Below are 23,012 nucleotides of genomic sequence, written 5' to 3'. Positions count from 1 at the left end.
GGCTATAAAGAATTGCAGAAAAATGTCGATGATTAAGGGTGTATACATAGATGCTTTTTGTGGTAAAAGGGGGAATTTCGTTGAAAAAAAAGAGAAACAAAATTAAGTCGGAACGTAAGATGGGCTTTATTTTATCATCCATCAGAATGAAGCTTATTGTCATCATTTCTATCTTATTTATGGTTTCCTTGGCTGTCATCATCTCTATTACGAGCTGGCAGACGAGAATGAAAACGGAGGATGAAGTCATTAGTCAGACTCAAGGGATTGTGGGAGAGCTCAATAATTCCGTACAGCTATTTCTGGGACAATATGAAAAGAGTATTGATCAATACTCTGTTTCCAACTCACTGAAAAACTATGCAAAGGCACAAATGCAATCAGAAACGGGAGCAGATAATACGGAGTTATATGCGAATATCCAGTCGGATTTTGATAATTATCTTGGTTTGTACGAGGAAGCTACTTCGATCTACTTTGCATCTCCGAATAAGAAACTGAAGATCGTCCCTTCCGTCTCCCTGCCGAGTGATTTTGATCCGACGAGCAGAGAATGGTATAAATCTGCTGCTGAAGCAAAAGCCGGAGTCGTATGGAGCGAACCTTATGTCGATACGGCAACGGAGGAATACATCATAACGGCTTCAAGGGCGATTGTATCAGAAAATAAAGTAGTCGGTGTACTGGGTGTGGATATCAATTTATCCAAACTGACCGACAGGGTCTCCAAAATGGAAATAGGATATAACGGCTACCCGTTTTTAATCGGACTTGACGGCACGGCCATCGTCCACCCTACCAAGCGTGGGGAGAATCTTTCGACATTGCCTTTCATCAGCAAGATGCTGAAATCAGAAAAAGAATCGGACACCATCCGATATGAGCTGGAAGGCGATAAGAAAGTATTAGTGTACAGTACAGTTCCAAAGACGAATTGGAAAGTGGGATCGGCTTATAACATGGAGGATCTCATTCAATCCTCGAAAGACATTGAACGCTTACTTCTGATTACGGCTTTGATTACACTGGTCATCATGCTGGTACTGGTTGTCATTGTAGCCAATATGATGACAAAACCGATTAAAGAACTGCAAAAAACGGTAACCGACGTTTCGGCCGGCGATTTATCGATTCAATCTGGAATTAACAAAAAAGATGAAACGGGCCTACTGGCTGCAGATCTAAATAAAATGATCGTGAATATGAAAGATACGATAAAAGTCGTTCAGGAATCAATTTATAATGTTCGGGAATCTGCCGAAGGGTTAAGTGCGGTTTCTGAGGAAACAAATGCGTCGAGTGAGGAAATGTCAAGGGCTGTAACGGAAATCGCCACGGGAGCTTCCCAGTCAGCGGCTGACTCTGATCGTGCCCAGCTCCAAACAGAGCAATTGGGAACGAGAATTGATGGGGTTTATGCAAAATCCAAAGCCATGTCTGAACTTGCAGGGAAAGCGGATGTCATGAACCAGTCCGGATTGAATCAGGTGAAAGAATTGGAAAATGCCTACCACTCTTCCAGTGAATACATCACTTCCATGGAAAAAGTCATCCTTAGCCTGGAAGCGAAAGTGAAGACGATTGAATCAGTCATGGGAACAATCACGGAAATTTCGTCTCAAACGAATCTCCTGGCCCTCAATGCAAGCATTGAAGCGGCAAGAGCCGGTGAGCACGGTAAAGGATTCGCAGTGGTAGCCGAAGAGGTCCGCAAGCTTGCAGATCAATCCGTGAAAGCAACGGAAGAAGTAAAGCGCACGATAGTTGAGATCCAACAGGGCTCTCATCAGGCAGTGGACGAAATGGTTAAGACGAAAGAAACATTCGAGGTACAGAATGATGTGATTCAAAAAACCCATCATGTATTCGACGAAACCTCTCAATTAATGAAATCCATGCAGCATGAAATTGAGAATATGTATAACGAAGTGGGTCAAATCAATCTCGAAAAGGATGAAGTGGTCAATGTGATTCAAATGATGGCCGCGACAGCCGAAGAGACAGCGGCTTCCTGCGAGGAAATGAGTGCTTCGACAGAGGAGCAGGTAAGGGCCGTACAATCCGTTACAGAAGCAGCGGAGCGTCTGACGGACTTAAGCGGCGAGCTTCAGTCCTCCATTGAAAGGTTTAAAATTTCATAATCTGCGATAGTAGGGTGGTCCTGACACATTGCCATTCTTTATCTCCTACGTATACTCCTTTTTAGAGTGAGTGCATACTAGAGTAGATGAAGAAGAGTTGCATGTTGAAGGACCGCCTTCTTTTTTTGTGTGAGTCATTAAGATGAAATCTATCTCTAAAATTGATATGATAGTGCTATTGCATGTTGTTGTTTATTTTATTGTAAGGAGCGTTTTGAGTGAGGAATCCCCGTGTGTTGACTGAAGGTGCGCTTATGCTCGCCATCTTTACTGTGCTAATGTTATTGAGTTTATATGTTCCGCTTATTGGGACCCTGGCATTTTTTGTGTTGCCCCTCCCTCTAATTTTATTCAGTTCCAAGTATTCGTTATGGAATTCGATCTTAGTATTGATCGGATCACTCGGTCTGTCTTTCTTATTCGGAGGACTGCTTGCATTGCCGGTTGCCTTTATGGTGGCTACAACCGGGGTGGTCATTGGCTGGTGTGTGAAGGCAAGAGTGGATAAGATGAGGTTGTTTATGGCAGCGAGTCTCACACTTGTCATTAATATTGTGCTCGGTTATGTTGTTTCGATTCTTTTTTTAGGCGTGAATGTGATTGAAGACAGCCTGAAGGAATCGAAGGCTGCCTATTATTCTTTTTTTGAAAAGCTCGGACAGCAACCGGATAAAAAGCTGGTTGATAGTCTGGAAAGTTCCGTCGAGTTGATCCATACCTTGATTCCTACTTTGTTTGTAGGGATAGCGGTGGTACTTGCTTTATTATTCATTTTGATCAATTTCCCGATAATGAAGCGTCTCGGGAGGGATGTACCGGTATTCAGGCCATTCAGGGAATGGAAACTCCCTAAGAGCATTCTTTGGTATTATTTGATCACACTTGTGCTGTCCATGATTCTTCAGCCGGAAAAAGGAACATACGTTTATATGGCGCTGATTAATATTTTGTATGTACTGCAGACGTTGATGGCGGTGCAAGGCTTGTCTTTCATTTATTTCTTTGCTCATCTGAAAGGATGGTCCAAAGGGATTTTGGTATTAATTACAATCATTTCGATTCCTCTTCTTTATCTCGTGCGAATTTTAGGTATAATTGACTTAGGATTTGATCTAAGACAACGCCTGCAACGCAAGTCATAGAAATTTAAGATCCAGGAGCTGAAATCATGCCATCTTATTTTAATAAGCGAATGATCCGCTACCCATTGTACGGTCTAGCTATATTAACAGCTCTTATGTTAGTAGCGGTTTCCTTTTACCAATGGATCATTTCGTTAATAGGGTTGATTGTCTTTGGAATCGTGTACTTTCTCGCTTTCTATTTTGAAAGAAGGTCACACGAAGAAACAGAGGAATATATCTCCACCTTATCCTATCGTGTCAAGCGTGTAGGGGAAGAAGCGTTAATGGAGATGCCCATTGGGATCATGCTGATCAATGATGAATATTACATAGAATGGACGAATCCTTTTCTAGCCTCTTGTTTCAATGAAGACACAGTCGTAGGAAGGTCCCTTTATGATGTGGCTGAATCACTTGTTCCATTAATCAAACAGGAAGTCGATTCGGAAATTGTGACGATTAATGAACGGAAGTACCATGTCGTATTGAAGCTCAAGGAAAAACTACTCTACTTCTTTGATGTCACAGAGCAAAAAGAAATAGAAAAGCAATATCATGATGAACGCACGAATATTGGAATCATTTTTCTAGATAACTATGATGAGTTGACCCAAGGCATGGATGATCAGACGAGAAGCAGTTTGAACAGCCTTGTGACATCCATCCTGAATAAGTGGGCGAAAGAGTACGGAGTGTTCTTGAAGAGGGTGTCTTCCGAACGGTTCATCGCCGTCATAAATGAGAAGATCCTTCAAGTACTGGAGAAAGAAAAGTTCGGAATCCTCGATGATGTAAGGGATACGACTTCGAAGCAAAATGTCCCCCTCACATTGAGTATCGGTGTCGGGACAGGGGTCTCTTCCCTTCCTGAACTCGGGACTCTGGCCCAATCAAGCCTTGACCTCGCTTTGGGACGAGGCGGTGACCAGGTCGCGATCAAACAGACCAATGGAAAGGTCAAGTTCTATGGCGGGAAAACCAACCCAATGGAAAAACGCACCCGGGTCCGGGCAAGGGTCATTTCCCATGCCTTGAAGGAAATCATGATCGAGAGTGACAAGGTCATCATCATGGGGCACAAACATCCCGATATGGACGCGATTGGAGCGGCGATCGGAATCAGGAAAGTGGCACAGATGAATCAGCGTGACGGCTACGTCGTCTTGAACTTTAATGAAATCGACAACGGTGTGAAACGATTGATGAAGGAAATCAAAGCCAATTCCGATCTTCACCCACGCTTCATCACACCGGAGGAAGCACTTGAGATGGCAACGGACGATACGGTGCTCGTCGTCGTCGATACCCATAAGCCTTCCCTGGTCATTGAAGAAAAGCTTTTAAATAAGGTGGATAAAGTCGTCGTCATCGATCATCATCGACGTGGCGAAGATTTTATTAAAAACCCACTGCTTGTCTATATGGAGCCATACGCTTCCTCTACGGCAGAGCTTGTAACAGAGCTGCTTGAATATCAGCCGAAGCATGAGAAGATCACGATGCTTGAAGCGACGTCGCTCCTCGCAGGGATCATTGTCGATACGAAGAGCTTTACGCTTCGGACAGGCTCGAGAACGTTTGATGCGGCGTCGTATTTACGGGCACAAGGTGCGGATACGGTACTCGTCCAAAAATTCCTCAAAGAGGATGTCGAAACGTACATCAAGCGTTCCCGATTAATCGAATCGGTCAAATTCTTCCGTGAAGGAGTCGCCATTGCGAAAGCCGAAGAGGATGTCATTTATGATCCCGTTCTCATTGCCCAGGCGGCAGACACTTTACTGACAATGGATGAGGTCATTGCGTCCTTCGTCATCTCAAAGCGGGATCCTGACACAATCGGTATCAGTGCCCGTTCGCTCGGTGACGTCAACGTACAGATCATCATGGAAAACCTGAACGGTGGAGGTCATTTAACCAATGCCGCCACTCAAATCAAGCAGGTATCGGTCCTTGAAGCGGAAGAACAGCTCAAAGAAGCACTAAATGATTATTTTGAAGGGAGAAAAGAGATATGAAAGTCATTTTCTTAAAAGATGTTAAAGGTAAAGGAAAAAAAGGCGAAGTGAAAAACGTAGCAGACGGCTATGCACATAACTTTTTATTAAAAAAGGGCCTGGCTGTTGAAGCAACGAACGCAAATATTGGCCAACTTGAGGGTCAAAAGAAGAAAGAAGAGCAAGTGGCTCAAGAAGAACTGGAAGATGCAAAAAGATTAAAAGCGACGTTAGAAGAGATCACTGTCGAAATGAAAGCGAAGTCCGGTGAAGGTGGGCGTTTATTCGGTTCCATCACGAGCAAGCAAATCGCAGACGCGTTGAAAAAGGCACATGACATTAAAATCGATAAACGTAAAATTGAAATGAACGATGCCATCCGTGCCCTTGGCTACACGAATGTCCCTGTGAAGCTGCATACAGATGTGTCCGCAACATTAAAGGTACACGTAACGGAAGAATAGTCTTCCAATGAATATACGAAATTTGGTAACTTCATTTTGAGAAAAACATGTTAAAATGAATATAGCTTGATATAAAATGTGATCTGGATTTTATCCTGATCACATTTTTTCGGTAGAACTACAATCTTTTTTATATAGATAAAGAAAGTCAGGATCTGTGGGGAAACTCCCACTAGATCGTAAGGGAGGCTTGAGCATAGATGAATGAAATGTTCCAGGACCGGGTTCCACCTCAGAATATCGAGGCTGAACAAGCGGTATTAGGGGCTATTTTCCTAGAGCCCAGTGCATTGACGACCACATCGGAAATATTGATTCCAGAGGATTTTTATCGTCATTCTCACCAACGGATATACAATGTCATGCTGAATCTCGGGGATGGGGGAAAAGCCGTCGACCTGATTACGGTGACCGAAGAATTGGCAGCTGCGAAAGAGCTCGAAGATGTCGGCGGGGTCGCTTATTTGAGTGAACTTGCCGCTTCCGTTCCAACTGCTGCGAATATTGAATACTACGCAAAGATCGTGGAAGAGAAGTCATTACTCCGCAGGTTGATCCGTACAGCGACGGATATCGCTTCTGATGGCTATGCCCGCGAGGATGAAGTGGATGCACTATTGGGAGAAGCAGAAAAAAATATAATGGAAGTGGCCCAAAGAAAGAACGGTGGTGCCTTTCATAATATTAAAGATGTTCTTGTAAGAACATATGACAATATTGAAACCCTGACAAATCGAAAAGGTGACGTAACAGGCATTTCAACCGGATTTGCTGATTTGGATCATTTAACAGCCGGTTTCCAACGAAATGATCTCATTATCGTCGGTGCCAGACCTTCCATGGGTAAGACAGCATTCGCCCTGAATATCGCTCAGAATGTCGCCATCAAAGCGAAAGAAAATGTAGCCATCTTTTCCCTGGAGATGGGGGCAGAACAGCTTGTTATGCGTATGCTGTGCGCAGAAGGCAATATTAACGCACAGAACCTCCGGACAGGTGATCTGACAGACGAAGATTGGAGAAAGCTTACGATGGCGATGGGCAGTCTCTCAAATGCAGGTATCTTTATAGATGATACACCGGGAATCAAGGTGGGGGAAATACGTTCAAAATGCCGACGTCTCGCCCAGGAACATGGTCTAGGAATGATACTTATTGACTACCTGCAGCTTATTCAAGGAAACGGTCGATCCGGTGAAAACCGTCAGCAAGAGGTTTCCGAAATCTCCCGTTCGTTGAAAGGACTGGCTCGTGAACTGGAAGTGCCGGTCATCGCTTTGTCCCAGCTTTCCCGTGGAGTGGAGCAGCGACAGGATAAGCGTCCGATGATGTCGGATATCCGTGAATCAGGAAGTATCGAGCAGGATGCGGATATCGTAGCCTTCCTTTACCGTGAAGATTACTATGATAAAGAAGCGGAAAATAAGAACATCATCGAAATCATCATCGCCAAGCAGCGTAACGGTCCGGTTGGGAACGTATCATTGGCGTTTGTGAAGGAATATAATAAATTCGTGAATCTGGAGCGGCGATTTGACGACGCTCCTGCTTAATAGAAAAAATCCAAGCCCTGTCTGAAACAGGTGCTTGGATTTTTTTGTGTTTATAGAATGGTTGCATGCTGATGGGCATGGAGTCTTGTAAAGATGCCGTCCTCTTTTGAAAGGAGTTCTTCATGAGTCCCATCTTCCGCAATCCCATTTTCGGTGACGACCAGAATGCGGTCCGCTTTCCGGATCGTTGCCAACCGGTGGGCAATGACCAGGGTGGTACGGTCTTTTGCCAGTTCATTCAAAGCCTCCTGGATGATCGCTTCTGTTTCTGTATCCAGAGCGGAAGTGGCCTCATCCAGAATCAGGATTCGTGGATTCTTTAGGAACATACGGGCAATGGATAAGCGCTGCTTTTGGCCACCGGAAAGCTTCAGTCCCCTCTCCCCGATCTGGGTATTATATCCGTCTGGAAGGGATGCGATAAGGTCTGTGAGATGCGCACGTCTCGTTGCTTCCTCGATTTCTTCCTGTGTGGCATCAAGCTTTCCATAAGCAATATTTTCACGGAGCGTTCCAGTGAATAAGAACACATCCTGCTGTACGATCCCGATCTGGGCACGAAGGGATTCCTTCGTCATCTCCCGAATATCGATCCCATCAATGGTGATGGCTCCTTCTTCTATATCATAGAAGCGGGGAATCAAGGAGCAGATCGTCGTTTTCCCGGCACCGGAAGGACCGACAAATGCGACGGTCTGTCCTGATTGAATGGTAAAGGATAAATCGTGAAGAATAGGTCGATCCGGCTCATACCCAAAAGTTACGGCGTCAAAGGCAATATCCCCTCTCAGCGTGGACACTTCAACAGCATGGGGGCGATTCTCGATATCCGGCTCCACATCCATGAGCTCAGTGAACCGTTTAAAGCCTGCCATCCCCTTCGGATACAGCTCAAGGAGGGCGGAAATTTTATCAATAGGTTTAAACAGGACATTGATATAAAGGATGAAAGCAACGAGTTCCCCATATGAAAGGGCCCCTGAAAAACTTAACCATGCCCCGTATACCAGTATGATCAAGGTCATCAATCGGGTCGTAATGTAAATGCCGGACAAATTCACGCTCATCACATTATAAGCTTTCAGTTTGGATTTGCGGAAAAATTGATTGTTCTCGTTAAATCGTTCCATTTCATAAGGCTCATTGGTGAATGATTGAACCACTCTCGCCCCAGAAACACTGTCTTCAACGCGGCTGTTGACGTCGGCGATATTTCCATACATCTTCGTCCAGGCCGCATTCATTTTAATATTTGAGTACGAAATGAGCCATACAAGGAATGGAACAATGATAATAGCGACGAGAGCAAGCTCCATATTGATGGTGAGCATGATCCAAAACGCACCTATGAAGGTCATGACAGCGATGAACAAGTCTTCAGGACCGTGGTGGGCAAGCTCCCCGATATCCATCAGGTCGTTTGTCACACGGCTCATGATATGCCCCGTTTTCGTATTGTCAAAGAAGCGGAACGATTGTCTCTGTACATGCTGAAACAATTCTCTCCTCATATCCGTCTCGATGTTGATCCCAAGCTTATGCCCCCAGTAGTTCACCACGAACTGCATGGATGAACTCAGAAGATACAGGACCAGGAGACCGGCAGATACAGCGAGAATCGTGCTCCAGTTTCCATCAGGCAAAAGCGAATCAATGAACCACGATACCGCCAAAGGAAATCCCAACTCTAAAAGTCCCACCAACACCGCACAGGCAAAATCAATATAAAAAAGCCGCCGGTGCGGACGGTAATAACTGAAAAATCGTTTAATCATCACATCGTCACCTCGATATTCAATTGTATGTAAAATTCAAAATGCTTATTTTAGATTAGCAAAAGATTCTAAAATGCGCTATCATAACCTGTCGACACTCTTTCAATTATTTATTTGTCTTAAAATCCTTAATGTAGAGGAATCTCACATCATAAAGTACGTATTTACACGAACATAAATATAATTACCTATTTAAACGTTCGTGTTTTGATTGACTTTCAGTTTTAGTGTTGATAAAATGAGTTTGTTTGATAAAAGAGGGAATACTAATTCCCGTCGGAGGTGCTTAATATGTCTTCAGTAGTAGTAGTAGGTACACAATGGGGAGACGAAGGAAAAGGAAAGATCACTGACTTCCTTTCTGAACATGCAGAAGTAATCGCGCGTTACCAAGGTGGGAACAACGCGGGTCATACGATTAAGTTTGACGGTGAAACATATAAATTACATTTAATTCCATCAGGTATATTCTATAATGAAAAAACGTCCGTCATCGGAAACGGGATGGTTGTCGATCCGAAAGCTCTTGTGAAAGAGTTGAAGTATCTTCACGATCGCGACGTAACAACAGAAAACTTAAGAATCAGCAATCGTGCACACGTGATTCTTCCATATCACTTAAAGCTGGATGAAATTGACGAAGAGCGTAAAGGTGCCAACAAAATCGGAACCACGAAAAAAGGAATCGGTCCTGCTTATATGGATAAAGCAGCACGTGTCGGTATCCGTATCGCAGATCTTCTGGATCGTCAATCATTCGAAGAAAAGCTTTCACGTAACCTTGAAGAGAAAAACCGTCTCTTTGAAAAATTCTATGAAACAGAAGGCTTCAATATTGAAGACATCCTGGATGAATACTACGAGTACGGTCAGCAAATCAAGCACTACGTTGTCGATACATCCGTTGTCTTAAACGATGCCATCGATAACGGCCGTCGTGTTCTATTCGAAGGAGCTCAAGGGGTTATGCTTGATATCGATCAAGGTACATATCCATTTGTCACGTCTTCTAACCCGGTAGCCGGTGGAGTGACAATCGGATCTGGTGTAGGCCCTACAAAAATCAACCATGTAGTCGGCGTATCCAAAGCATACACAACCCGCGTAGGGGACGGACCTTTCCCGACGGAACTGACGAATGAAACAGGAGACAGAATCCGCGAAGTGGGCCGTGAATATGGTACAACGACTGGACGTCCACGCCGTGTCGGTTGGTTTGACAGTGTGGTTGTGCGTCATGCGCGCCGTGTCAGCGGATTAACAGATCTTTCACTGAATTCGATCGACGTTCTGACTGGAATCGAAACATTGAAAATCTGTGTTGCTTACAAGTATAAAGGGGAAGTCATGGAAGAGTTCCCTGCTAACCTGAACATCCTGGCTGAATGTGAGCCTGTGTACGAAGAGCTTCCAGGCTGGACGGAAGACATCACAGGATGCAAGACGTTAACGGATCTTCCTGAAAATGCTCGTCACTACTTAGAGCGAGTATCACAATTGACAGGTATCCCTCTTTCCATCTTCTCAGTCGGACCGGACCGTTCTCAAACGAATGTGGTTCGCAGCGTGTGGAGCCCGAATTAATGATAAAAAAACTCTCAGCCTTCAAGCGGCTGAGAGTTTTTTATTGATTCAATTCTTCATACACCCGGTCATGACAAACGACATAGAGGATGTCATCAGTATGAAGCTCCCGATTCGTAGCATCGGTGAAATCCATATTATCATTCACGGCAAGGAGAATGGCCCCTTTTTCAAGAAGTTCCTCTGATGCCTGCTTGATGGTTTTCCATTCCTCTTTCACCTTAATCTCATGAATGTTATTTCCGTATCGCTTACTGAGCAGTTGTCTGAACAGATTGGTTGTTCCAGGATGAAGGGTGGCTTTAGCCATGAGAAGGGAGACAGAATCATTTGATAGAATGAAATCTTCTACGGCAATATGCTGGAACTTCGGAATATGACGGTCTTCCGATACTTCTACGATGGTATGGACTTCCTTCTCATGCATTTTTGATAAGCCTTCAACGGCGGACGCTATTAACAATGTCTTCCCATCCACCAGGGAAGGATCCTCGATCTTTGAATCGGAAAAGATCGCAATCCGTTTCGCTTCGAAGATATTGGCCTTTAGTAAGACATTTTCATCAGAAGGATCTCCTTGGATGAAATGTACCTGCTCATGCTCGATCGGCGTGATGGGCAGCATGTCAATAAGGACAATCTCAGCCTCGGGCATATGGGCGAGAATTTCTTCAATGGCCCTCTCCGTTTTCTTTGACCAATTGATATAAATATAATGATCTTCATATGTACACACTAATTTTCCCTCCCTTTTGAATTTCTGAAACGTCGTAATCGAATCAACCGTCTTACTGATCAACACCCCGATGATCCCGATTCCAAAGATGAATAGGAAGATCCCAAGCATCCGACCTCCAACCGAAACGGGAAAGTAATCCCCATAACCGACAGTGGTCAAGGTCGTCATCGTCCACCAGAATCCGTCAAAGAGCGTTGGAAAGGTTTCAGGTTCCAAAAAATGACTGCCAACGGTTCCCAACAGGATGATAATCAGAGATAATAGAAGAATGAAACCAAAGTCCATTTTTGTGATCTGTTTCCAAATCCTTTGGAAAATAAGCATACAGCCCCTCCTTTTTTAAAAAAATCATAGTTCAATCATACCAATGAACACCCGGGAAATGAAACCTTTTCCACAGTGGTCCGTATAGTTAAAAGAAATCACTTGCAGGAGGCTGGAGTAATAAATGAAAGCACCGATATTAGAATATAGATTGAGAAAAGGGAATGACACCTTTGAAGCGATTTATCATTATCAAGATATTGAACTGGAGCAGATCCTGGCAAGAAGGGAATGTGAGTTCTTCGTGAAGGAAGGAGTCACCTTCCGGCAGCTGTCTTCTGCGATTGAAGGGGATTTATTCATCATTTATGTAGAAACCTATGAAGAGGAACCGCTGAAGGATCCGTTATTTCCCCCTGAACGACTGATACTGGAGGTCAGGGAATTAAATCAGCGGAAAAGTAATCCCATTTTAAAATTAGAACATCATGATTACCATCTTGATATTTTAAGCGTCATCGGTTCTGTTTATTATTATATAGACGGGATTGAATGGGAACGGGACTCTGCTGAAATCGATGAGGACCGTTATGTGTATATACTATATGTGAAGGCAACGGGATATAAGCTGGAGGAGGAAAGAAGATGAACAAAACGAAAAAAATGATGGCGGGAGTGGCCGCTTCCGTCATGGCGATATCTGTCACAGGATGCGGGAATCAGGACCTTCCACCGGAACCGACGGATGTAGACTGTGACGACTGGGATTGGGATGACGATAGCGGGACGTATTATTGCGATGACAAACGGTCACCCCACTTCGGCTATTTTTGGTTCGCCGGCAGGATGTTTAAAAACAAATCAAACCTGAAAAGCTTCTCCAAATACAAATCATACTCCAAAAGCTATAAGTCAGGAATCGGGAGCGGCTCTAAAGGTGGATTCGGAGGCTGATATGACAACCTCTCATCGTGAAAAAAGAAATGACTTTTACAACGGAATCCCTGAGTTCTGGCACAATTTATATGACATGGAATATGCCTTATTGGATCTTCATATGAAATCACGTGAAACGGTTCTAAGGATTCACGAAGCATCCAAGCGGGTGTACGCCATATTTGATAAGACAGCCGATTTGCTGCGGGAATTAGAAGACGACACCCTCCTCGAACTCGGCTATCCCGAGGAATCACTTTCTTATATTAAACTCAAATCCATTCCGCAAGAATGTCTTATCGGAAGATTCGATTTTGTCGTTTCAGAAGGGAAAATGAAACTATTGGAATTTAATAGTGATACTCCTACCTTCATCAAAGAGCTCTATTACGTAAATGAAAGGGTATGTCAGTATTTTGATTGTCCGAACCCGAACGCCGGGATGGAACAGCAATTAACCAAGGAGTTGAAACGGGGTCTCTTATCTTCCTGGAAGTCCCTTCAACGAAAAGGAGACGCAAAAATCGTCTTCACTTCTCATGCTGATCATGAAGAAGATTACTTGACGACGAAGTATATTCAGGGCCTTTCAGGAGTCCCTTCAGAATATGTCAGTCTCGATCAGCTGCAAATACGGGACGATGGACTATATACTCCCACTGGAGAGCGAATCGATGTCTTATACAGGCAAACCTATCCTGTCGAGCATCTCGTCGATGATCAAGATCCACTGACCAAAGAAAAAGTCGGTCTGGAACTGATGCATTTGGTATTGGATAGAAAGCTTGCGATCCTGAACCCTCCTTCCGCCTTTTTGCTGCAATCGAAAGGGGTGCAGGCACTCATATGGGGGCTGCATGAAGAGGGTAGCCCCTTCTTTACCGAAGAAGAACACAAATGGATCGAACGCTACTTCCTTCCAACCTATTTGGATCCCGAACCATTCGAGGAAAGCGGGATAACCTACGTTCAGAAACCTGCATTCGGCCGCGAAGGAGATACGGTCAAGATCTTGGAAGCAACAGGGAAGGTCCTATTACAGGATAAAAATGAAACCTATAAACAAACCCTCCCTGTATATCAAAAATTCTGCCCACTTCCTGTCTCGGAGATCACAACCGATGAAGGAAAAAAGGAAGCAAGCCTGATGGTCGGGAGCTTCATTATCAACGGCAACCCGGGCGCCATCGGCATACGAGCCGGAAATGCCATAACCGATAACGAATCATACTTTCTGCCTGTAGGGATACGGGAGAATTAAAAAGGAGAGAAACACATGCAAATCATAACAAGTGACGCCTTACTCAGCTTTCTGGCCCACGTCGGTACCGGTCTTGGACTCATGATCCTCGGAATCGCCGTCTTCGCCTTCACCACCAAATTTTCAGAAGCCGCCCTGATCAAAGAAGGGAACATCGCCGTAGCCTTGAAGCTGTGGGGAAAAGCCATCGGACTCGCCATCGTCATCTACACCGTCTGGGCGAACAGCCTGAACCTGCTTGACGCTTTCGTCTGGGGCTTAATCGGAATCGCAACCCAGGTCATCGCCTACTGGATCATCGAGTACGTTCTGACTCCGCGTACGAACTTAGCGAAGAAAGTGGAAGAAGGAAACATCGCCATCGGGTTCAGCCTCTTCTCCGCAGCGATTGTCGTCGGATTGGTTGTAGCGGCTAGTTTGACTTATTGATTGTGGGATCTGCTGTTGGAGCGGTTTGTGGCTCTGATGGCGGGTCTTTTTTTGTGTGTGGATTCATTAAAATTAATTCACCTATATACTGAAAGAACCAAATTATTCCCCAAGAAATAATTTTCGACAAAAAAACCAAAAAAACTGTTGCCCTCGACAATCATACTGTGATAATATTAATTTCGTTGTCACGAAAGAGGCTTTGATCAAGCCTTCGATTCGTGTTTATATATACTTAGAGAGCCATTAGCTCAGTTGGTAGAGCATCTGACTTTTAATCAGAGGGTCGAAGGTTCGAATCCTTCATGGCTCACCATTTTTTACGGCCCATTGGTCAAGCGGTTAAGACACCGCCCTTTCACGGCGGTAACACGGGTTCGAATCCCGTATGGGTCATTTTTATTTCCTTAATGATAGATTGCTGGCATACTAGGCAACACTATTCGGAAATAGAATACATATTTTATGCAAACGCAAAGCAGGGTGAAATATTTTGCTAGCGCAAGATAATGAAACCTATTTTGCTAACGCAAAGTAAGGATAGTTATTTTGACTATCGTCAAAAAACTCTGGTCCGGTAGTTCAGTTGGTTAGAATGCCTGCCTGTCACGCAGGAGGTCGCGGGTTCGAGTCCCGTCCGGACCGCCATTTACATATCTGATATGCTTGAAATGATATTCATGAAATGGAAAAGGGTTTCGATAAGCGAGAAGGTCAAGGAAGCGATCGAAGGAACACCGGAGCGTATTTTACATACGTGAGGATGTGACTGAGTGAGCTGACGAAGAGATTCGAAGCTTAGCGGAAGCCGAAAACTATTTGGCTCAGTAGCTCAGTTGGTAGAGCAATGGACTGAAAATCCATGTGTCGGCGGTTCGATTCCGTCCTGAGCCATCACACAAAAAGTACTGCGACGACTTTGACTCTCGTAGTACTTTTTTATTATGCATTTGTAACACGCGTGTAACATAAATCATCAGAAATCCTCTAATTTCTACCAATCCTATTTCAATTACGAATCCTTCCTTAGTCCTATACTATTCCCATTATGACGCGGATTATTGTCCAAGAGGTAAAAGAATATTTTCAGACAAATTATACAGTTATATTACAATCATGATTCTGCGTCCCGGATTTCGTCGAATTATGGTAAATTAGTAAAGTAGTAATTTTATAGAATTTGACTAAATTAGGCTTAATGAACTACCGTTAACTGGGATTTTTGCTTTAGTTTATAGGAGGCAAGTCAATGAGTTTTGGAGAGAAGTTATCACCCATTTTAGAAAAATACAAAAAACTTAATATTCGACATAGATCAAGTCAATTAGTAAAGAGAGTAGGGATTACAACACTCGCTCTTACCACTTTAACCTTTTCTTCTGCTGCGGCTTCAGGGTCAGGAAAAGATTTGCAAACCATCTATCATGTGTACATGGGTAGTGAGTATGTAGGTGCCGTTACAAGTCAGGACGAAGTAAAGGCTGTATTGGAGGAGAAGCTTGAGAAGGCTCAGAAGGAATACAGTGATTATCAGGTTGATTTCGATCATGAAGTTACATACATACCTGAGAATGTATTTGAAGCTTCCAAAACAAATAATCAACAAGTCATTGAGAGTTTAAATCAATCTGTAGCGATTGAAGCAAATGCATTTACTTTGGTTGTCGATAATAAGCCGGTTGCGTATGTGAAAGACGAACTGGCGGCTGAAGAAGCTTTAAAAGCCTTTAAGCTTAACTATGTTTCTGAAGAAGAGCTGGCTGATTTAGAGGCAAGAGAAAAGGACTCTTCCACTACTTCTTTACCCGCTTTAAAAGAAAATGAAACTCGTTTATTAGAAGTTTCTTTCAAAGAGAATGTAGACGTGAAAAAGGCACAGGTGAAACCGGAAGAGATGATGTCTCCTAAAGAAGCGGCTGATCTTCTTGAAAAAGGTTCGTTAGAAGAGAAGAAGTACAAGGTGCAAGAAGGCGATTCTCTTGGTACGATTGCTGAAGATCATCAATTGACGACCGGTACTTTACTTAAGTTAAACGAAGGTTTGAAAGAGGACGACGCGCTGAAAGTGGGTACAGAGTTAAACGTGACTGTATACGAGCCACTTGTTCACGTACTCGTTAAGAAGGAAGCAAATAAGATTGAAAAGATCGCTTATGATAAAGAAGTAGAGGAAGACTCTTCTATGAACAAAGGCGACACGAAAGTGAAACAGGAAGGTCAGGATGGTGAGAAATCCGTTACTTTCGAAACGACGGAGGTAAATGGTTCTCAGACTGCTAAAAATGTAAAAGAAGAAAAGAAATTAAAAGATCCAGTGAAATATATCGTGATTAAAGGAACGAAAGCCATTCCTTCAAGAGGATCGGGAAGTTTTGCTTGGCCGACGAATGGTGGTTATATTTCTTCCAAGCAAGGACAGCGATGGGGGAAAATGCACAAAGGTATCGACATCGCCCGTCCAAGTGACCGTACGATTAAATCCGTTGATAACGGAAGAGTCGTATCAGCAGGCTGGGATGATGGCGGTTATGGAAATAAGGTCATCATCGATCATGGAAATGGATATAGAACTCTTTATGCTCATTTAGACTCGATCTCTGTTTCTGCCGGCCAAACGGTTGAAAGAGGGCAAAAACTCGGAGTCATGGGAGAAACCGGTGAAGCAACAGGCGTTCATCTTCACATCGAAATATTCAAAAATGGATCATTGATTAATCCATTGGATGTATTGTAATTATATAGAGGTAATCAAGCAAGGGACTGACACAATCATTTTATTTGTCAGTCCCCTTTGTTATATTTAGATTATAGTCAACAAGCATTGAAATAAAGGGTATGATAGAGTTAAAGATGAATTAATATGGAGAAAGTGGTAAATTTAAAGGAAGAATCCTATACTAATCACAAATTTATATGATCCATTACTTTTTTCTAAAGGAGATCAATTGATATGGAAAAGAAAATATTAGTCGTTGACGATGAGAAACCAATTGCAGATATATTACAGTTTAATTTAAAGAAAGAAGGCTATGAGGTTCATTGTGCATATGATGGCGATGAAGCGGTCAAGATGGCGGAAGAAATCAAGCCGGATCTTGTCCTCCTCGACATTATGCTTCCGAATCGTGATGGAATGGAAGTGTGCCGTGAAATCAGGAAGAAGTATGAAATGCCGATCATCATGCTGACAGCGAAAGACTCTGAAATCGATAAAGTACTGGGTCTTGAGCTTGGGGCGGATGATTATGTGACCAAACCGTTCAGTACACGTGAATTGATTGCCAGGGTGAAAGCCAATCTGCGACGTCATCAGCATGGGGCCCAACAAGCTGTCGAGGATGAAAACAATGAAATAACCGTCGGATCCTTAACGATCCATCCGGATGCCTACGTTGTTTCAAAAAGGGGAGAAACAATCGAATTGACTCACCGTGAGTTCGAGCTCCTTCATTACCTAGCAAAGCATATTGGACAGGTCATGACCCGTGAGCATTTACTTCAAACTGTTTGGGGTTATGATTACTATGGCGATGTACGTACAGTCGATGTTACTGTCAGACGTCTTCGCGAGAAAATTGAAGATAACCCAAGTCACCCTACCTGGATCGTAACACGTAGAGGAGTAGGTTATTACTTACGAAATCCTGAACAGGAGTAATATGTAATGAAGAAAGTTGGCTTAACCCGTTCGATTCATCTTAAATTTGTTCTGATTTATGTTCTGCTCATCCTGCTCGCCATGCAAATCATCGGGGTTTATTTTGTGCGGGAACTTGAGCAGAAGCTTGTAGAGAACTTTAAAACCTCTATTACCAATAGAGTGAACTTATTAGAATATACCGTTAAAGAAGCCATGTTGAAAAAAAGGACAGAGGACGATCCCACCCTTCAAGAGGATATATACAGGATATTGGATGATAGCAGTAAAACATCTGATATAGCTGAAATCAGGGTCATTAATAGCCGAGCCAGGATTGAGGGGACCTCTGATCCTAATAATCAGGGTCTGGTCGGTCAGATCAGTGCAGAAAAAGAGGTTAAAAAAGCTCTTGCACTCGGATTTGGAGACGATGATATCTACCTTGATGATAAGACAAAGGATCGAATATGGGTATACACCAAACCGATTGAGTCGAACAACGAAGTCATAGGTACCATCTATATCGCCGGGGAAATCGAAACGGTTTATGATCAAATGAGTGAAATCAATAAAATATTCACGAATGGGACCATTATTGCTTTGGCGATAACGGCAGTTCTGGGTGTTTTATTAGCACAGACCGTTACCAGGCCCATATCGGATATGAGAAAGCAGGCCTTAGCCATGGCGAAAGGTAACTTTTCGAGGAAGGTAAAGGTCTATGGATACGATGAAATCGGTCAGTTGGCTATTACGTTTAATAATCTGACGAAGCGTCTTCAAGAAGCCCAGGCAACGACTGAGGGGGAACGAAGGAAGCTTTCTTCAGTTTTGTCTTATATGACGGATGGTGTCATTGCGACAGATCGAAAAGGCCGGGTCATTCTCATTAATGATCCTGCTGCTGATATGCTGGATGTTTCACGTGAAACAGTCGTTTCCCAACCGATCGTTTCGTTGTTGGGGCTGGATGAGGAGTATACATTTGATGATTTATCAAATGCACAGGACTCTATCATTTTGGATTACAGTACCAAGGATAAACCGTATATTTTACGCGCGAATTTCTCTATTATCCAAAAAGAAACGGGCTTCGTGAATGGTCTTATAGCAGTTTTGCATGATATTACGGAACAAGAGAAGATAGATTTAGAGAGACGGGAATTTGTCGCCAACGTTTCCCACGAGCTTCGAACTCCTTTGACGACGATGAGGAGCTATCTTGAGGCTCTGGCAGAAGGAGCATGGGAAGATAGGGAAATAGCCCCCCAATTTCTTGACGTGACCCAGAACGAGACAGAGCGAATGATACGTCTCGTCAATGATCTCCTCCAATTATCAAAAATGGATAGCAAAGACTACCGTTTTAATAAGGATTGGGTGGACTTCATCCTGTTTTTCCATAAAATCATTGATCGTTTTGAAATGACGAAAGATATAAATGTGACATTTAACCGTTTCTTACCGGATAAAGCGATGTTTGTAGAAATTGATCAGGATAAGATCACTCAAGTGCTGGATAATATCATTTCCAACGCATTAAAGTATTCACCAGAAGGCGGAACCATTACTTTTATGGTGAAAGAAAAAGAAGGATTCATCGAGATCAGTGTATCCGATCAGGGGCTAGGGATTCCGAAAGATAATCTGGAGAAGATCTTTGAGCGTTTCTACCGTGTAGACAAAGCCCGTACGAGACAAATGGGCGGTACTGGATTGGGGCTTGCCATTGCGAAAGAAATGATATCGGCACACGGTGGAGATGTGTGGGCGAAGAGTAAAGAAGGCAAAGGGACGACAATCGTATTTACCCTCCCATATGATTCAACACAGGAGGATGATTGGTCATGAATTATGAAAAAATCAAATCGATAGTCTTAACCGTACTTGTTTGCATAAGTGTCTTCCTTACCTTTAATCTCTGGACCTATTCACCAGGTTACGATACGATCAACAGCGATGGTGCTTATGATGTTTCTGTCGGGGAAAAGCTCAAGGATAATGAGCTGAATACCCATCTGATTAAGCCGTTTAAGCTCTATTATCATGGAAGAGACAAAACGGTCGGTACGTCCAGTCAGACCGAAATGGATAAAGTGACCGAGCAGCTGGGAAAGTGGTCTCTTTTTGAAATTAAAAATGTATCGAATGAGTATAGTTTTCAAGAAATAAATACTCTTATTCAGAGCAAAGACAAGGTTGAACTCGTATATCCCGACATCGTTCCCTTATCTGTCTTTAGTCAAGGATTGAACTTGGAAGAAAAAAATATTTCAACTGCTTCGTTTAATCGTATTGTCATTGATTTAGATAATGATAATCGTGATACAGGCTCCATTTTCTTTATTACAGTGAGCGACGATAAAAAGGAGAAGGCTGTGTATGAAAGTCAGGTCAGCCTTGCCAGTCTGGATTCATTTAAACGGAACTTCGTGCAAAGAGCATTATATAATAGCGCTTATCGTCAATATGTGGAACAACCTATAAATGAGAAGAAAACCATTTTTCTGCCCAAGGATGCCGAGGATTATGTCAGTTATTATTACTACACGGAATTAAGTTCGCTGGAAGAATATAAACAGGCATTATTTAGTGATCCCAATAGTGTGAATATGGGCTCAGTGGACGATTTGGCGACCTATATGGATGTTTCATCCATATTGACGGTCGATAAGAGTCACAATACATTTTCGTTTGTTAACCCTTCTGAGGAGAAAGATGATGGCTCCTCACCTGCTATGCTGGTTCAGAAGAGCATGGAGTTTGTCAATGATCATGGAGGTTGGACGGATGATTACCAACTCTTCTCCATAAGCCCTTATGAAAATAAGATTGTTTATCGACTTTTCCTGCAAAACCACCCTGTCTTCAACGATAACGGGATGGCTGAAATCTCCCAAACATGGGGTCAGAATGGCATTAACAAATACAGTCGGCCTTACTTTAAACTCGACTTCTCCTTTAAAGATACGGCTGAAGTTCGCTTGCCATCAGGTTCTTCCGTCATCTATGCTTTGAATCAAGTGGATTCGATCAATCTTGATTATGTAGAAGATATTGCCATTGGGTACAAAATGACCAGAGACCCAAATGAAAGCAGAAAGCTTAATTTCGAACCCTCCTGGTATTACAAATACGATGGTAATTGGTTGAGGTTACCCGTGGATGACAAGGAGGGACTAAAAGATGGATTGGAGTAAAACGAAAAGCATTTTCATTATTGTTTTTCTCGTATTAGATATCTTTTTGATGTCCCTTTTTGTTAATAAAGTGTCTGAAAGCAATCCGGAAACACTTAGTCAGGCTACTTTTGAGGAAAAATTAAAGGCGGACAAGATAAAATATCCCAAGACGTTATCACAGGATCCAACGGAAGAAAAATATATCCAGGCTAAATCGAGGAAGTTTAAGGACGCAGATATCAGCGTATTAAAAGATCAAGACGTGACCATTATTAACGAAAGTACAATTCATTCCACGTTAGATGAACCTGTTCCATTAGATAAGGATTTTTCACCGGACGATTTAAATGACTTCATGGAGAACCAGGTCATTGATGGTGATAAGTATAGCTTTTGGAATTACAGCACGGAAGAACAGACGATCACGTATTATCAGACCTATCGGGGAAGACAGTTATTCAATAATACAAATGGAAAGATCGTCCTTACTGTCAATAATGATAACAAAATTGTATCGTATAAACAGTCGATGCTTGAGGATCTGAATGAGTTTGGAGAAGATAAATCCATCATCCCGTCGTTTGTAGCATTGCAGGGCCTTTATACGAATCAAAAAATCAGTCCGGATAGTGTTGTCCATAAACCGAAATTGGGGTATTGGACGTTTCTGTCCGAGGAGTCACAGGTCCTGGCACCTACCTGGCACTTTGTCGTGGAATCAGGAGACAAAAAAGAAAATTTGTTTATCAACGCGGTGGAAGGACAGATTGTAGAGATCAGCAAACCGGAAAAAGAAACATTGGAGTGAGAGATATGACGATGCATTTTAGTGTACTTGCAAGCGGCAGTACGGGAAATGCGATATTTGTTGAGTCGGAGGAACATTCCTTTCTTGTTGATGCCGGATTGAGCGGCAAGCAGATGGAAGGATTGTTCAGCCAGATCGACCGAAAGATAGAAGATTTGTCGGGGATCCTGGTCACCCATGAGCATAGTGATCATATTAAGGGGATCGGTGTGTTGGCGAGGAAGTACAAGCTGCCGATCTATGCGAACGATAAGACGTGGAGCGCCATGGACGGTCTAGTGGGGAAGATTGATACAGAGCAGAAGTTTTCCTTTGATATGGAAACGGCCAAGCACTTTGGGGGGATAAGCATCGAGTCATTTGGGGTGTCGCACGATGCGGCTGAGCCGATGTTCTATGTCTTTCACCAAGGGGATAAGAAGCTTGTTCTTGTCACCGATACGGGGTATGTAAGCGATCGGATGAAAGGGATCATCTCGAATGCCGACGCCTATGTATTTGAAAGCAATCACGATGTAGGAATGCTCAGAATGTGCCGTTACCCATGGAATATCAAACGCCGGATCCTTAGCGATTACGGCCATGTGTCCAATGAAGATGCGGCCATAGCCATGAGTGAAGTGATGGGTGATAACACCAAGGGTATTTACCTCGCCCATCTGAGCCTCGATAACAATATGAAAGATCTCGCGAGGATGAGTGTCACCCAGACGCTCGAATCAAGAGGAATCTTGGTAGGAGAACAAATCGATCTATTTGATACGGACCCAAAAGTACCAACACCTTTAGTTGCGATTTAAACCGATTCAAATGTTTATGATTTCTCTTTTCAAGGTATGAAAAAGGTGAGGGCTTCTGTCTTCGCCTTTTTTGTTGTGCGCCCGGCATGGGTGTGATCTATAGGGTGAGAGTCCCGAGCCGTGAAGACAGTTGTAGCGGTTAGCTTAACGCAAGGGTGTCCGGGGCGACCCGGAATCTGAAGGAAGCGGGCGGCAAACCTCCGGTCCGAGGAACACGAATCTCATATAAGGCTTGTTGCACTGGATAAGTCTGCAATACAAGATGAAGTCCGAACTGTCGAAGGTGCAGAAAGTAAATGAGGCGGATAGATGGAG

General features: G+C 43.3%; 18 protein-coding genes and 4 tRNA genes. 20 read left to right on the top strand and 2 right to left on the bottom strand.

Going from position 1 to position 23,012, the window contains the following annotated elements:
- Positions 1-80 precede the first annotated feature (80 nt).
- The 5 genes from AM506_RS19770 to dnaB all read left to right on the top strand — a co-directional run bounded on the left by AM506_RS19770 (position 81) and on the right by dnaB (position 7,279).
- Positions 81-2,141: a methyl-accepting chemotaxis protein gene (locus AM506_RS19770; protein ID WP_160316901.1), complete on the top strand. Its 2,061-nt coding sequence runs from the start codon at positions 81-83 to the stop codon at positions 2,139-2,141.
- 218 nt (positions 2,142-2,359) lie between these two features.
- Positions 2,360-3,283, top strand: a complete 924-nt coding sequence (locus tag AM506_RS19765) for a YybS family protein (RefSeq protein WP_060674602.1) — start codon at positions 2,360-2,362, stop codon at positions 3,281-3,283.
- Positions 3,284-3,309: 26 nt separating this feature from the next.
- Positions 3,310-5,283, top strand: coding sequence for a DHH family phosphoesterase (locus AM506_RS19760; RefSeq protein ID WP_060674600.1), 1,974 nt, complete (start codon positions 3,310-3,312; stop codon positions 5,281-5,283).
- Positions 5,280-5,726, top strand: a complete 447-nt coding sequence (rplI, locus tag AM506_RS19755; RefSeq protein WP_060674598.1) for a 50S ribosomal protein L9 — start codon at positions 5,280-5,282, stop codon at positions 5,724-5,726. The genes AM506_RS19760 and rplI overlap by 4 nt, the downstream gene beginning before the upstream one ends.
- A gap of 200 nt (positions 5,727-5,926) precedes the next feature.
- On the top strand, positions 5,927-7,279 hold the full coding sequence (dnaB, locus tag AM506_RS19750; protein WP_060674596.1) for a replicative DNA helicase: 1,353 nt from the start codon (positions 5,927-5,929) through the stop codon (positions 7,277-7,279).
- A gap of 50 nt (positions 7,280-7,329) precedes the next feature.
- Here the strand turns inward: dnaB and AM506_RS19745 are convergent, their stop codons facing one another.
- Positions 7,330-9,054, bottom strand: coding sequence for an ABC transporter ATP-binding protein (locus AM506_RS19745; protein WP_060674594.1), 1,725 nt, complete (start codon positions 9,052-9,054; stop codon positions 7,330-7,332).
- Between the two features lie 291 nt (positions 9,055-9,345).
- Between AM506_RS19745 and AM506_RS19740 the strand changes: the two genes are divergently transcribed.
- Positions 9,346-10,638, top strand: a complete 1,293-nt coding sequence (locus AM506_RS19740; protein ID WP_060674590.1) for an adenylosuccinate synthase — start codon at positions 9,346-9,348, stop codon at positions 10,636-10,638.
- Between the two features lie 40 nt (positions 10,639-10,678).
- Here AM506_RS19740 and AM506_RS19735 read toward each other — a convergent pair whose 3' ends face one another.
- Entirely contained in the window at positions 10,679-11,701 is a 1,023-nt protein-coding gene (locus AM506_RS19735; RefSeq protein WP_060674588.1) for a potassium channel family protein, read from the bottom strand.
- Between the two features lie 124 nt (positions 11,702-11,825).
- On the opposite strand from AM506_RS19735, the gene AM506_RS19730 reads away from it, so the two are divergent.
- The 14 genes from AM506_RS19730 to AM506_RS19665 all read left to right on the top strand — a co-directional run bounded on the left by AM506_RS19730 (position 11,826) and on the right by AM506_RS19665 (position 22,697).
- Positions 11,826-12,290 (top strand): hypothetical protein, encoded by a 465-nt coding sequence (locus tag AM506_RS19730; protein ID WP_060674586.1) that lies wholly within the window; start codon positions 11,826-11,828, stop codon positions 12,288-12,290.
- Positions 12,287-12,595, top strand: a complete 309-nt coding sequence (locus AM506_RS19725) for a hypothetical protein (RefSeq protein ID WP_060674584.1) — start codon at positions 12,287-12,289, stop codon at positions 12,593-12,595. Before AM506_RS19730 ends, AM506_RS19725 begins: the two co-directional genes overlap by 4 nt.
- Before the next feature lies 1 nt (position 12,596).
- The gene (locus tag AM506_RS19720; protein WP_060674582.1) at positions 12,597-13,838 is read left to right on the top strand and encodes a glutathionylspermidine synthase family protein; all 1,242 of its coding nucleotides are present in this window, start codon (positions 12,597-12,599) and stop codon (positions 13,836-13,838) included.
- Positions 13,839-13,853: 15 nt separating this feature from the next.
- Entirely contained in the window at positions 13,854-14,267 is a 414-nt protein-coding gene (locus AM506_RS19715) for a DUF350 domain-containing protein (RefSeq protein ID WP_060674580.1), read from the top strand.
- Positions 14,268-14,507: 240 nt separating this feature from the next.
- Positions 14,508-14,583, top strand: a tRNA-Lys gene (locus tag AM506_RS19710).
- 8 nt (positions 14,584-14,591) lie between these two features.
- Positions 14,592-14,663 (top strand) — tRNA-Glu (locus AM506_RS19705).
- Positions 14,664-14,838: 175 nt separating this feature from the next.
- Positions 14,839-14,915, top strand: a tRNA-Asp gene (locus AM506_RS19700).
- A gap of 173 nt (positions 14,916-15,088) precedes the next feature.
- Positions 15,089-15,161 (top strand) — tRNA-Phe (locus tag AM506_RS19695).
- Between the two features lie 355 nt (positions 15,162-15,516).
- Positions 15,517-17,001 carry a M23 family metallopeptidase gene (locus tag AM506_RS19690; RefSeq protein WP_060674578.1) on the top strand — a complete coding sequence of 495 codons (1,485 nt, stop codon included), beginning with the start codon at positions 15,517-15,519 and terminating at the stop codon, positions 16,999-17,001.
- 216 nt (positions 17,002-17,217) lie between these two features.
- Positions 17,218-17,925: a response regulator YycF gene (yycF, locus tag AM506_RS19685; RefSeq protein ID WP_060674576.1), complete on the top strand. Its 708-nt coding sequence runs from the start codon at positions 17,218-17,220 to the stop codon at positions 17,923-17,925.
- Positions 17,926-17,931: 6 nt separating this feature from the next.
- Positions 17,932-19,758, top strand: a complete 1,827-nt coding sequence (gene walK / locus AM506_RS19680) for a cell wall metabolism sensor histidine kinase WalK (RefSeq protein ID WP_060674574.1) — start codon at positions 17,932-17,934, stop codon at positions 19,756-19,758.
- A complete protein-coding gene (locus tag AM506_RS19675) occupies positions 19,755-21,107 on the top strand; it encodes a YycH family regulatory protein (protein WP_060674572.1) in 1,353 nt (450 codons plus the stop codon). Before walK ends, AM506_RS19675 begins: the two co-directional genes overlap by 4 nt.
- Entirely contained in the window at positions 21,094-21,897 is an 804-nt protein-coding gene (locus tag AM506_RS19670; protein ID WP_060674570.1) for a two-component system regulatory protein YycI, read from the top strand. Before AM506_RS19675 ends, AM506_RS19670 begins: the two co-directional genes overlap by 14 nt.
- A gap of 5 nt (positions 21,898-21,902) precedes the next feature.
- Entirely contained in the window at positions 21,903-22,697 is a 795-nt protein-coding gene (locus AM506_RS19665) for an MBL fold metallo-hydrolase (protein ID WP_060674568.1), read from the top strand.
- Positions 22,698-23,012: the final 315 nt, after the last annotated feature.

Source organism: Rossellomorea vietnamensis, from assembly GCF_001305855.1.
Taxonomy (GTDB): domain Bacteria; phylum Bacillota; class Bacilli; order Bacillales; family Bacillaceae_B; genus Rossellomorea; species Rossellomorea vietnamensis_A.
This window is presented reverse-complemented; position numbering and strand designations above follow the sequence as displayed.